Source organism: Allobosea sp. RCC_152_1 (assembly GCF_041360765.1).
Taxonomy (GTDB): domain Bacteria; phylum Pseudomonadota; class Alphaproteobacteria; order Rhizobiales; family Beijerinckiaceae; genus Allobosea; species Allobosea spartocytisi.
This window is the reverse complement of record NZ_JBFUPU010000004.1, coordinates 112,205-124,141: the sequence shown is the minus strand read 5'-3', so window position 1 is coordinate 124,141 and position 11,937 is coordinate 112,205. Positions and strand designations below refer to the sequence as shown.

Here is an 11,937-nt window from a genome sequence, read left to right as displayed (position 1 = left end):
GCCCGATCCGGCACGCGGGATCCCAGCATCGATATCCGGCAGACCTGCCTCAGGTTTCCTTGAAGCGATAGCCCACGCCGTAGAGCGTCTCGATCATGTCGAACTCGGGATCGACCTGATTGAACTTCTTGCGCAGCCGCTTGATGTGGCTGTCGATGGTGCGGTCATCGACATACACCTCATCGTCATAGGCCGCATCCATCAGGGCGTTGCGGCTTTTGACCACACCGGGACGCTGCGCCAGCGACTGCAGGATCAGGAATTCCGTGACGGTCAGCGTCACCGGCTCGCCCTTCCAGGTGCAGGTATGGCGCTCGGGATCCATGCGCAGCAGGCCGCGCTCCAGCGCCTTGGCATCCTCGGAACGGGGAACGGCGGTGGGGTCCTTGGCGCCGGCGCGGCGCAGGATCGCCTTGACGCGCTCGACCAGGAGGCGCTGCGAGAACGGCTTCCGGATGAAATCGTCGGCGCCCATCTTGAGCCCGAAGAGCTCGTCGATCTCCTCGTCCTTCGAGGTCAGGAAGATGACGGGCAGGTCGGATTTCTGGCGCAGCCGGCGCAGCAGTTCCATGCCGTCCATGCGCGGCATCTTGATGTCGAAGATCGCGAGGTCCGGCGGGTTCTGCTTCAGCCCGTCGAGGGCCGAGGCACCGTCGGTATAGGTCATGATGCGGTAGCCCTCGGCCTCGAGCGCGATGGATACCGACGTCAGGATGTTGCGGTCGTCATCGACCAGCGCAATCGTTGGCATAAGGGTTTCATCTCTTGCTCTTGTTGCAATAAAGGGGTCCACTCCCCTGCGAGAGCGGCCAAAGCATGGCAGCAATCTAGCGCCTCGGAGGCGGATTCGCTATGGCGCAACGCTCGAACGCCCCAAGCGTTCATGTTTTTGCAGAAGAAATCGGACCGGCAGGAAGCAAACGGAGATGACCGAGGCCGTCGCCCCCTCCGCCATCACGCCGCGCGGCCTCGAACTCGGCGGCTCCGCGCCGGATGATTTCGACGCCGTCGCCATGGCTCGCGCGACATTGCGCAAGGCGCGGATCGCGGCGCTGGCGACGCTCGACCCGATGAGCGGCTTCCCGCTCGCGACGCTGACGAACATCGCCACCGATGTCGATGGTTCGCCGCTATTCCTCGCCTCGAAGCTTTCGCTCCACACCCGCAACATCGAGGCCGATCCGCGCGTTTCCGTTCTCGTCTCGTCGCTGGGCAGGGGGGATCCGCTCGCCAATTCCGCCCGGCTCAGCGTCGTCGGGCGAGCCGAGCGCTGCACCGACGAGAACGCCAGGCGCCGCTTCCTCGCGCGCCACCCCAAGGCGAAGCTCTATGCCGACTTCCCGGATTTCTCGCTGTTCCGCCTCTCCGTCCAGGGGTTCCACCCCAATGGCGGCTTCGCCCGTGCCGGCGAGATCGCGGTCGGCACGGTGCTGCTCGACCTTGCCGGCTGCGAGGCGCTGATCGCGGCCGAGGACGACGCGATCGCCCATATGAACGAAGACCATGCCGAGGCGCTGAGCCTCTATGCGACGAAGCTTCTGGGCCTCCCCGAGGGACGCTGGAAGGCGACCGGCCTCGACCCGGAAGGGCTCGATCTCATCTGCGGCGACGAGAACGGGCGGCTCGTCTTTCCCTCGCGCGTCACCGAGCCGGCCGGGCTGCGGCATGTCCTCGTCGCGCTCGCGCAGGAGGCACGGGCGCGCGGATGATCGGGGCGCGGGGATATTCACCATCCTCGCTCACCATCCCCCGCGAATTCAAACGATTTAGCCGAAGTTGCGAAGTTTTTTGCGATTTCCGTGACTTGAGCGCCGTGCCGCCGAGGCTTAAAGACCGGACACGGCCGCAAGGTCTCCGCCCGGCGCTGGATCTTCTTCAAGGTCCGAGCGTACGCGTTCGACAACAGGCTGCCACGATGCGGCGGCTGCCGGAGGATTTCAGTGAACACGATCGGTCAGTTCAACGCCGCCCAGGGTGCCGAGGGCTTCGGCTTCCGCAAGCTCAAGGCCGTGTACTGGAACCTGGAGGCGCCACAGCTTTACGAGGAGTCGCTGCGCCGGGGCGAATCCCAGCTCGCGCGCGGCGGTGCGCTCTGCGCCGACACCGGCAGCCATACCGGCCGCTCGCCCAAGGACAAGTTCACAGTGCGCGACGCGCTGACCGAGAACACTGTCTGGTGGGACAACAACCAGGCGATGAGCCCTGAGCATTTCGAGACGCTGCTCGCCGATTTCCTGGCGCATGCCGAAGGCAAGGAGCTCTTCGCGCAGGATCTCTATGGCGGTGCCGACCCGGCCCATCGCGTCAAGGCCCGGGTCTATACCGAGATGGCCTGGCACTCGCTCTTCATCCGCAACCTGCTGATCCGCCCGGCGCGCGGGGAATTGGACGATTACGTCCCGCAGATGACGATCGTCGACCTGCCGAGCTTCAAGGCCGACCCCGCCCGGCACGGCTGCCGCAGCGAGACCGTCGTCGCGATCGATTTCACCCGCAAGATCGTGCTGATCGGCGGCTCGGCCTATGCCGGCGAGATGAAGAAATCGGTCTTCACCTATCTGAACTACGTGCTGCCGACCAAGGGTGTGGTGCCGATGCACTGCTCGGCCAATGTCGGCCCCAAGGACGACCCGGCGATCTTCTTCGGCCTGTCGGGCACCGGCAAGACCACGCTCTCGGCCGACCCCGCGCGCACGCTGATCGGCGACGACGAGCATGGCTGGTCGAAGGAGGGCATCTTCAACTTCGAGGGCGGCTGCTACGCCAAGACGATCCGTCTCTCGGCCGAGGCCGAGCCCGAGATCTTCGCCGCCTCGCTGCGCTTCGGCACGGTGCTCGAGAACACCGTGATGGACGAGCTGACCCGCGAGGTCGATTTCGACAATGAGAGCAAGACCGAGAACACCCGCTCGGCCTATCCGCTCGACTTCATCCCCAACGCCTCGCGCACCGGCCGCGCCGGCATCCCGAAGAACATCGTGATGCTGACCGCCGACGCCTTCGGCGTGATGCCGCCGATCGCCAAGCTCACCCCGGCCGAGGCGATGTATCACTTCCTCTCCGGCTACACCGCCAAGGTCGCCGGCACGGAGCGCGGGCTGACCGGCGTGCAGCCGGAGTTCTCGACCTGCTTCGGCTCGCCCTTCCTGCCGCGGCACCCGTCGGAATACGCCAATCTGCTGCGCGACTTCATCGCCAAGCACCATGTCGATTGCTGGCTGGTCAACACCGGCTGGACCGGCGGGCAGTACGGCACCGGCCGGCGCATGCCGATCCGCGTGACGCGCCGGCTGCTCTCGTCCGCGCTCGACGGCTCGCTCAACCGCGCCGATTTCCGCCGGGATCCCTATTTCGGTTTCGCCGTTCCCACGTCGGTGCCCGGCGTCGAGCCGCACATCCTCTATCCGGTGAAGACCTGGGCCGACAAAGCCGCCTTCGCCGAGACGGCGAAGAACCTCGTCGGCATGTTCGCCAAGAACTTCGCGAAGTTCGAGGCCCATGTCGACGACGCGGTGAAGGCGGCGGCGCCGAGCAATTCGCTCGCAGCCTGACGTCAAGCGGCTGCGGCTATGCTAGGAGAGGCGGCCATGCGCCGCCTCTTTCTCATTGTGCTGAAGCTCGTCCTGACCCTCGTGATCCTCGGTGCCGCGCTCTGGGGCGCGGGCTTCCTTTATTTTCGCCTGTCCGGTGTGACGGCCGGCATCGCGGCCATCGGCTTCGGCATCGCCGCGCTGGCCGGGCTCGTCGGCATCTGGACGAGCGAGGCGCGGCTCCCGCTGGGCTTCGCCGCCCTCTTCATCGGCCTTCTGTCCTGGTGGAGCAGCTTCCTGCCATCGCATCAGCGCGACTGGATTCCCGAGCTCGCCCGCCTGCCGAGCATCGCTCGCGAAGGCGAGGTGCTCACGGTCTCGAATGTCAGGAACTTTCGCTGGCGCAGCGAGCAGGATTACGACCAGCGCTGGGAGACGCGCCGCTACGACCTCGCCGCGATCAGCGGTGCCGACATCTTCCTGAGCTACTGGTCGGGCGAGGCGATCGCGCATCTGCTGGTCAGCTTCACCTTCTCCGACCAGCCGCCCCTGACCTTCTCGGTCGAGATCAGGCGCGAGAAGGGCGAGGAGTATTCGGCCATCGCCGGCTTCTTCCGCAGCTACGAGATGGCCTATGTCGCCGCCGACGAGCGCGACATCGTCGGCCTGCGCACCAACGCCCGCAAGGAGGATGCGCGCCTCTTCCGGCTGAGCGCCTCGCCGGCCCAGGCGCGCGACCTGCTGCTGGCCTATGCCAAGGACGTCAACGACCTCGCCGCCAGGCCGCGCTGGTACAATACGCTGACCACGAACTGCACCACCGTGGTCTACCACCTCGTCGGCACGGTGGCGCCCGAATGGAAGTTCTCGCTGCCGCTCGATCCGCGCGTCCTGCTCTCGGGCTACCTGCCGGGCTATCTCCAGCGGATCGGCGCGATCCGGCAGGATGTGCCCCTCGACGAGTTGGTCCGCCTCGCGCGCATCGGCGACAAGGCGCGAACGCTCTCGCTCGACGATCCGGATTTCTCGGCGAAGATCAGGGAAGGCGTACCGACGGGGCGACCGTAGCAGCGCTCTCCCGTCATGGTCGGGCTTGACCCGACCATGACGGAAACCAGTGCCCTCTCGTCCAGCGCTTCTCGGGTCTGCGCCCGAGAATGACGATTGGATGTCCGGCGTTACCGGAAGAACAGGAAGGTCTGCAGGATGAACACCGGGATCAGGATCGCGCCGGACCAGAGCATGTAGCCGAAGAAGCTGGGCATCGCGACCTTACGGTCCTTGGCGATGGCGTAGACCATGAAGTTCGGCGCGTTGCCGATATAGGTGTTGGCGCCCATGAAGACCGCGCCGCCCGAGATCGCCGCCAGCGTCAGCGCACCTGTCGTCATCAGCTCCTTGGCATTGCCGCCCGCCAGCTCGAAGAAGACGAGATAGGTCGGAGCGTTGTCGAGGAAGGAGGAGAGCAGCCCGGTCAGCCAGAAATAGGCGACGGTGTTGTGGCTGCCATCGGGATGGTTGACCAGCGCGACCAGCGACGAGAAGGCGCCCTCGCGTCCGGCCTGCAGCATCGCCAGCACCGGGATGATGCAGATGAAGATGCCGGCGAAGAGCTTCGCGACCTCGAGGATCGGGCCCCAGGAGAACTCGTTGCCGGCGCGCACCTGCTTCGGGGTCAGCACCAGCGAGAGCCCGGCGAGCCCGAGCAGAATGACGTCGCGGACGAGGTTCTGCAGCTCGACATGCACGCCGTGGATATCGAAGACGACGCCCGGCTTCCAATTGGCGGAGAGCAGGATCGCGGCGATGACGCCGGCGAGCAGGGGGATGTTGACCTTGCCCCAGAGCTTCAGGTTGCGGTCCGGCGTCGGGTCCTTCAGCGACGGCAGGCTGTCGTCCTTGCGGTAGAGATAGCTGTCGAGCGCGTAGAACAGCGGCAGCAGGACCACTACGGCGAAGCCGGTCTCCGGCAGCAGGTGCCAGGTCGTCCAGAAGAAGTCGACGCCGCGCAGGAAGCCGAGGAAGAGCGGCGGGTCGCCGAGCGGCGTCAGCGAACCGCCGATATTCGAGACCAGGAAGATGAAGAAGACCACGACATGAACGTTGTGGCGCCGGTTGTCGTTCGCCCGCAGCAGGGGCCGGATCAGGATCATCGAGGCGCCGGTGGTGCCGACGATGCTGGCCATCACCGTGCCGATCGCGAGGATGACGGTGTTGGTCGCCGGCGAGCCATGCAGGTTGCCGGTGATCAGGATGCCGCCCGCGATGGTGAAGAGCGCGAAGAGCAGGATGATGAAGGGCAAATATTCGAGCAGGGCCGTATGGAGCACGGCGCCGAGCGAGGCGTCGAAGCCGCGCAGGGCGACCAGCGGCACCAGCAGCAGGAGCGCCCAGAAGGCCGCGAACTTGCCGTAGTGCAATTCCCAGAGATGGTGGAACAGGATCGGCCCGAGCGCGATCGAGAGCAGCATGCCGGCGAAGGGCAGCGCCCAGAGCGGCCCCATCGTCGCGCCGCCGATATCCCCGGCCGCGAGCGCGGCTCCTGGCAATAGGCTGATCACACCGGCGCCGGCCAGCGCCTTCCACCATTTCGCCATGCTGTCTCCTTGCTCAGGGCTTGGGTGGATCGATCGCCGGCGGCGCGGTGAAATCGAAGCCGCCCGGACCGCCGATGGTCGGAACCTGGATCGAGTCGAACTGCTTGTCGATCGCCTTCTGGTCGAGCTGCACGGCCGAGGCCTTGTAGTGCATCACCATCTGCGGGAAGAGCACGACGAGCGCGACCATGATGCACTGGATCACGACGAAGGGCACGGCGCCCCAGTAGATCTGCCCGGTGGTGACGGGCTGCATCATCCTGCCGGTGATCTTGTCCTTGTAGGGGTTCTTCGGCGCGACCGAGCGCAGGAAGAACAGCGCGAAGCCGAAGGGCGGGTGCATGAACGAGGTCTGCATGTTCACGCCCAGAATGACGCCGAACCAGATCAGGTCGATGCCGAGCTTGTCCGCCGCGGGGCCGAGCAGCGGCACGATGATGAAGGCCAGCTCGAAGAAGTCGAGGAAGAAGGCGAGCAGGAACACCATCACGTTGACGACGATCAGGAAGCCCGTCGCGCCGCCCGGCAGGCCGACCAGCAGGTGCTCGACCCAGACATGGCCGTTGACGCCGTAGAAGGTGAGCGAGAAGACGCGCGCGCCGACCAGGATGAAGAGCACGAAGGCCGAGAGCTTGGCGGTCGACTCCGTCGCCTGCCGGAGCAGCTCGAAATTCATGCGCTTCTTGCCCCAGGCGAGCAGGATCGCGCCGGCCGCGCCCATGGCACCGCCCTCCGTCGGCGTGGCGACGCCGATGAAGATCGTACCCAGCACCAGGAAGATCAGCGCCAGCGGCGGCACCATCACGAACACGACCTGCTCGGCCATGCGCGAGAGCAGGTTGAGGCCCAGCGCCTTGTTGATGAGCGCGATCACGAAGGACACGCCGACTGCGATCGACATCGTCAGCACGACGAAGTCCGACCCCGCCGTCACCTTGGTGAAGAGCTTCATATAGGCGTAGGCGAGGGCGAAGGAGATGACGGTGACGACGAGCAGCGAGAACCGCCGGGTCTTGCCGTCGGCGTCGCGCAGCGTCTGCGCTTCCGGCGGCAGGCCCGGGGCGCGCTTCGGATAGACGATGGTGACGAGGAAGACGTAGAGCGCGTAGAGGCCGGCCAGGACGAGGCCGGGAATGAAGGCGCCCTCATACATGTCGCCGACCGAACGGCCGAGCTGGTCGGCGAGCACGATCAGCACCAGCGAGGGCGGGATGATCTGGGCCAGTGTGCCCGAGGCCGCGATGACGCCCGAGGCGAGGCGCCGGTCATAGCCGTAGCGCAGCATGATCGGCAGCGAGATCAGGCCCATCGAGATCACCGAGGCCGCGACGACGCCGGTGGTGGCCGCAAGCAGCGCGCCGACGAAGATCACGGCATAGGCGAGGCCGCCACGGACCGGGCCGAAGAGCTGGCCGATCGTGTCGAGCAGGTCTTCGGCCATGCCGGAGCGCTCGAGGATGAGGCCCATGAAGGTGAAGAACGGGATCGCCAGCAGCACGTCGTTGTTCATCGTGCCGTAGATGCGCTCCGGCAGGGCCTGCAGGAAATTCTCCTGGAACAGGCCGAGATCGATGCCGATCAGCGCGAAGAGCAGGCCGTTGGCCGCGAGCGCGAAGGCGACGGGATAGCCCAGCAGCAGGAAGACGACGAGGGTGGCGAACATCACCGGCGCCATGTTGACGCGCAGGAAATCGCCGATGCCGCCGCCCGCCGCGAAGGCGTCGCCGGTGTGCAGGCTGAAGAAGGCGAGGACTGTGAGCGCGAGCAGCAGGCCGGCGGCGCGCGGAAGGCGAAATGCGTGCATGGCGAGTTTCCGGACTTCTTGCGGGCCGCTCACGAAGCGAGGCCCTGTTCCTTGGCTTGATCGAGCAGGCGCTGGGCTTCCGCCTCCGCCGCGGCGGCGTGACCGGCAGCCACCTCCTGATCCTCGAGATCGCCGCGCATGATCGCGATCTGCTTGATGATCTCGGAGACGCCCTGGATCGTCAGCATCAGGAAGCCGACGATGACGAGGCCCTTCGCCGGCCATTGCGGCAGGCCGCCGGCCGAGAGCGACTGCTCGTTGATCTCGTAGGAGCGCAGGAAGAACGGCCAGGAATGGTAGACGATCAGCAGGCAGAACGGCATCAGGAAGAAGAGATGGCCGAGCAGCTCGATCCATTGCCGTACGCGCTTCGGCAGCATGCTGTTCACGATGTCGATGCGGATGTGCTCCTTCACCTGCATCGTCCAGGAGGCGCACATCAGGAAGACCGCGCCGAACAGCATCCATTGCAGTTCGAGCCAGGCATTCGACGAGACGTTGAAGACCTTGCGGATGACGGCGTTGACGGTCGCGACGATCACCGCCGCAAGGATCAGCCACGCGATTTTCCGGCCGATGAAGCCGTTGACCGCGTCGATCACGCGGCTGACTGCAAGAAGGCCCTTCACGTCCCCGCTCCCATCGAGATGCGCGCAGGCCCGGTCATGCTTCGCCCGTCTGCCGGTTATGCGCCGTTTACGTGCTGGGTATAGGAGCACATGCAGCGGCGCAAGACGGGGGACGCCTTATCCATTAGACGAAAGAAGCACGTGTCCGGACGGGCTGCGAGAGGGTTCCGCAGGGCGCCCAGCTTCCGTCCTCACGGTCGCGGCGCCATGGCGCGGAACGATCATTATGTCGCCATTCATTTTTGAAGAATATTATTCTCGACCATCCGCCCCGGCCGATTCGAGCCCTTCATGTGCCGCTTCCTTGCCTATTCCGGCGTGCCCGTCTTTCTCGAGGACTTCATCGCCTCGCCCTGCCACTCGCTGATCCACCAGTCGCTCCATGCCGAGGAGGCCAAGACCGGCACGAATGGCGACGGCTTCGGCGTCGGCTGGTACGGGGAACGCTCCGAGCCCGGGCAGTATCGCGAGGTCAGGCCGGCCTGGTCGGACGAGAACCTGCTCTCGATCGCGCGGCAGGTGCGCTCGCATCTGTTCTTCGCTCATGTCAGGGCCGCGACCGGCACGGCGACGACGCGCGCCAACTGCCACCCCTTCGTCCATGGCCGCCATCTCTTCATGCATAACGGCCAGATCGGCGGTTATGGCGCCATCCGTCGCAAGCTCGAGAACCTGATTCCGGACGCGCTCTACGGCGTGCGCGCCGGCACCACCGATTCCGAAGCGATCTTCCTGCTGGCGATGGCGCAGATGGCGCGCGGGCTCGCCGCCGGCGAGGCGCTGGCTGCGGCGCTTTCGACGGCGCTGTCCCTGATGGAGGAGGCCGGCACGCGCGAGCCGCTGCGCTGCGCGGCGGCCCTCGCCGATGGCGAGACCATCCATGCCGTGCGCTGGTCCTCCGACGACCGGCCGCCGAGCCTCTATGTCTGCCAGAAAGCCGACAGCGTCGTCATCGCCTCCGAGCCGGTCGATGCAGCGCGCGAATGCTGGCAGGCGCTGCCCTGCAACACGCTGGCCACGGTGCGGGGTGGCACGGTCAGCCTCACTCCCTTCGAGATCGCGCTGCGCCAGGCGGCCTGATCGAGGGGTGTCCACGCGTCGCGGAAGCGAAAAAAGGGGCCGTGCGGGACGGCCCCTCTTCTGTTCTGCTCGACGAGCGCTCAGTTGTGGTGCGGCAACGTTCCGGCCGGAACGAAGGGCCGGGTCGGCTGCCCCTTGAAGTGCTCGTGATAGGCGAGATACTGGCTCTGTTCGGCCAGGGCGCGGTTATTTTGCGCCTGCTCATGCACGATGCTTTCCGCCCCGAGCTCGGCGGCATAGGCCGTGGAACCGGCCGCGGACAGCAGAAGCGCGGCGGCGACGGCAATAGTCTTGCGCGAAATCATGACAATCTCCTGTTCTTACGCCCACAAGCACCCAGCTAATTGTCGGAACCTGATTTCCAATGCCTCCGCGACTTCACTAGCATTCACGTCACCGTGAATGGCCGTCGTCGGCATGAATACAAGCGACGACTTGCCGCATTTACTTTCCTTCCTCTGTCAGGCGGCGCCCCGCGAACCGCGCGAGCGCCTGGCCGGGGCCACGGCGCCCAGGCGGAAGCCGCTATGCGCGAGGCGCGCTCGTAACTCCGTGGTTGCCTTCCTACGTCGGGAGCCTAGCGTTGCTGACCCGGCAGGGCAGCTCGACGGAAAGGCGACGACGATGAAGAAGGGTTCCGATCTTCTGGTTGCGGCTTTGGAGAATGAAGGCGTCGACCGCGTTTTCGGCGTTCCGGGCGAGGAGAATCTCGATGTCGTCGAGTCCCTGCGCAAATCCAAGATCGAGCTGGTTCTGACGCGGCACGAACAGGCGGCCGCCTTCATGGCCGCGACCCATGGCAGGCTCACCGGCAAGCCCGGTGTCTGCATCGCGACGCTCGGTCCTGGTGCGCTCAATTTCTCCACCGGCGCGGCCTATGCCCATCTCGGCGCCATGCCGATGATCCTGATCACCGGGCAGAAGGCGATCATGACCGCCAAGCAGGCGCGCTTCCAGATCGTCGATGTCGTCGCCTCGATGCGCCCGCTGACCAAGATGACGCGCCAGATCGTCAGCCCGGCCAGCATCCCCTCCGTGGTGCGCGATGCCTTCCGCGTCGCGATGGAGGAACGGCCGGGGCCGGTCCATCTCGAACTGCCGGAGGATGTGGCCGCCGAGGAGATCGACGACATCCCGCTCATCCCCGTCCATCCGCTCGACCAGCCTGTCGCCCCGGCCGTCGCGCTCGACCGCGCGGCGCAGATGATCCTCGCGGCCAAGCGCCCGCTGGTGATGATCGGCGCCGCCGGCAACCGGCCGCGCCTGGTCGAGCCGCTCTCGGCCTTCGTGCGCAAGATCGGCGTGCCGTTCTTCAACACGCAGATGGGCAAGGGCGCCGTCACCGGCGGCTCCAACCTCTATCTGGGCACCGCTGCCCTGTCCGAGGGCGATTATGTCCACGAGGCCGTCGCGGCGGCGGACCTCATCATCGCGGTCGGCCACGACACGGTCGAGAAGCCGCCCTTCCTGATGCGCAGCGCCGGCGGGCCGAAGGTCATCCATGTCGGCTACCAATCGGCCAATGTCGAGCAGGTCTACCATCCCGATGCGGAGGTGATCGGCGATATCGGCGCGAGCGTCACGGCGCTCGGCGACAGGCTCGGCGGCAAGCTTCCGGAGCAGGCCAAAATGCTCGAGCTGCGCCAGCGCATCCTGACGAAGATCAACGATCGGGCCGAGGAGGACCGCTTCCCGGTCACGCCGCAGCGGCTCGTCCATGACGTGCGCGCGGTGATGCCGGAGGACGGCATCGTCTGCCTCGACAACGGCATGTACAAGATCTGGTTCGCGCGGAACTACCGCACCCACGTCGCCAACACGCTGCTGCTCGACAATGCGCTGGCGACGATGGGCGCCGGCCTGCCCTCGGCGATGATGGCGGCGATGCTGCATCCGCGCCGGCGCGTCATGGCAGTCTGCGGCGATGGCGGCTTCATGATGAACTCGCAGGAGATGGAGACGGCGGTCCGCCTCGGCCTCAACCTCGTCGTGCTCGTGCTCAATGACGGCGCCTATGGCATGATCCGCTGGAAGCAGGCCGTCGACAAATTCCCCGATTACGGCATGACCTTCGGCAATCCTGATTTCGTGCGCTATGCCGAGGCCTATGGCGCCAAGGGCTCGCGCGTGACCTCGGCGGAAGCGCTGGTGCCGGTGCTCGAAGCCGCGTTCAAGGGCGGCGGTGTCCATCTCGTCGATTGCCCGATCGACTATTCCGAAAACACCCGCGTTCTCGTCGAGGAACTGCGCAACCGCGTGCCCGACGTCGATCTGGCCTGAGCTTTCACATTCATCGC

At 65.9% G+C, this 11,937-nt stretch carries 10 protein-coding genes; 5 read left to right on the top strand and 5 right to left on the bottom strand.

The features are described 5' to 3' along the window. Window positions 1-49 precede the first annotated feature (49 nt). Window positions 50-751 carry a response regulator transcription factor gene (locus AB6806_RS15315; protein ID WP_038366741.1) on the bottom strand — a complete coding sequence of 234 codons (702 nt, stop codon included), beginning with the start codon at window positions 749-751 and terminating at the stop codon, window positions 50-52. A gap of 175 nt (window positions 752-926) precedes the next feature. On the opposite strand from AB6806_RS15315, the gene AB6806_RS15310 reads away from it, so the two are divergent. The 3 genes from AB6806_RS15310 (at window position 927) to AB6806_RS15300 (ending at window position 4,598) form a co-directional block, all read left to right on the top strand. Continuing rightward, the gene (locus AB6806_RS15310; protein WP_113254452.1) at window positions 927-1,709 is read left to right on the top strand and encodes a HugZ family pyridoxamine 5'-phosphate oxidase; all 783 of its coding nucleotides are present in this window, start codon (window positions 927-929) and stop codon (window positions 1,707-1,709) included. 231 nt (window positions 1,710-1,940) lie between these two features. Continuing rightward, complete coding sequence (locus AB6806_RS15305) at window positions 1,941-3,551, top strand: phosphoenolpyruvate carboxykinase (RefSeq protein ID WP_038366744.1); 1,611 nt, start codon at window positions 1,941-1,943, stop codon at window positions 3,549-3,551. A 36-nt stretch (window positions 3,552-3,587) separates the two neighbouring features. After that, window positions 3,588-4,598, top strand: coding sequence for an Lnb N-terminal periplasmic domain-containing protein (locus AB6806_RS15300; RefSeq protein WP_370954875.1), 1,011 nt, complete (start codon window positions 3,588-3,590; stop codon window positions 4,596-4,598). Window positions 4,599-4,708: 110 nt separating this feature from the next. Here the strand turns inward: AB6806_RS15300 and AB6806_RS15295 are convergent, their stop codons facing one another. The 3 genes from AB6806_RS15295 to AB6806_RS15285 all read right to left on the bottom strand — a co-directional run bounded on the left by AB6806_RS15295 (window position 4,709) and on the right by AB6806_RS15285 (window position 8,560). Beyond that, window positions 4,709-6,127, bottom strand: coding sequence for a sodium:proton antiporter (locus tag AB6806_RS15295; RefSeq protein WP_142022247.1), 1,419 nt, complete (start codon window positions 6,125-6,127; stop codon window positions 4,709-4,711). A gap of 13 nt (window positions 6,128-6,140) precedes the next feature. Further along, a complete protein-coding gene (locus tag AB6806_RS15290) occupies window positions 6,141-7,802 on the bottom strand; it encodes a TRAP transporter large permease (RefSeq protein WP_370955006.1) in 1,662 nt (553 codons plus the stop codon). 158 nt (window positions 7,803-7,960) lie between these two features. Next, a complete protein-coding gene (locus AB6806_RS15285; RefSeq protein ID WP_038366753.1) occupies window positions 7,961-8,560 on the bottom strand; it encodes a TRAP transporter small permease subunit in 600 nt (199 codons plus the stop codon). Between the two features lie 291 nt (window positions 8,561-8,851). Between AB6806_RS15285 and AB6806_RS15280 the strand changes: the two genes are divergently transcribed. Then, complete coding sequence (locus tag AB6806_RS15280) at window positions 8,852-9,640, top strand: class II glutamine amidotransferase (protein WP_038366756.1); 789 nt, start codon at window positions 8,852-8,854, stop codon at window positions 9,638-9,640. An 80-nt stretch (window positions 9,641-9,720) separates the two neighbouring features. On the opposite strand, the gene AB6806_RS15275 is transcribed toward AB6806_RS15280, so the two are convergent. Further along, entirely contained in the window at window positions 9,721-9,945 is a 225-nt protein-coding gene (locus AB6806_RS15275; protein ID WP_038366758.1) for a hypothetical protein, read from the bottom strand. A 319-nt stretch (window positions 9,946-10,264) separates the two neighbouring features. On the opposite strand from AB6806_RS15275, the gene AB6806_RS15270 reads away from it, so the two are divergent. After that, window positions 10,265-11,920, top strand: a complete 1,656-nt coding sequence (locus AB6806_RS15270; protein ID WP_142022246.1) for an acetolactate synthase large subunit — start codon at window positions 10,265-10,267, stop codon at window positions 11,918-11,920. Window positions 11,921-11,937 lie beyond the last annotated feature (17 nt).

Coding starts and splice junctions, on each gene's coding strand:
- AB6806_RS15300 (WP_370954875.1), top strand. CDS start 3,588: ATGCGCCGCCTCTTTCTCATTGTGCTGAAGCTCGTCCTGACCCTCGTG.
- AB6806_RS15315 (WP_038366741.1), bottom strand. CDS start 751: ATGCCAACGATTGCGCTGGTCGATGACGACCGCAACATCCTGACGTCG.
- AB6806_RS15270 (WP_142022246.1), top strand. CDS start 10,265: ATGAAGAAGGGTTCCGATCTTCTGGTTGCGGCTTTGGAGAATGAAGGC.
- AB6806_RS15280 (WP_038366756.1), top strand. CDS start 8,852: ATGTGCCGCTTCCTTGCCTATTCCGGCGTGCCCGTCTTTCTCGAGGAC.
- AB6806_RS15295 (WP_142022247.1), bottom strand. CDS start 6,127: ATGGCGAAATGGTGGAAGGCGCTGGCCGGCGCCGGTGTGATCAGCCTA.
- AB6806_RS15310 (WP_113254452.1), top strand. CDS start 927: ATGACCGAGGCCGTCGCCCCCTCCGCCATCACGCCGCGCGGCCTCGAA.
- AB6806_RS15275 (WP_038366758.1), bottom strand. CDS start 9,945: ATGATTTCGCGCAAGACTATTGCCGTCGCCGCCGCGCTTCTGCTGTCC.
- AB6806_RS15290 (WP_370955006.1), bottom strand. CDS start 7,802: ATGGCGCCGGTGATGTTCGCCACCCTCGTCGTCTTCCTGCTGCTGGGC.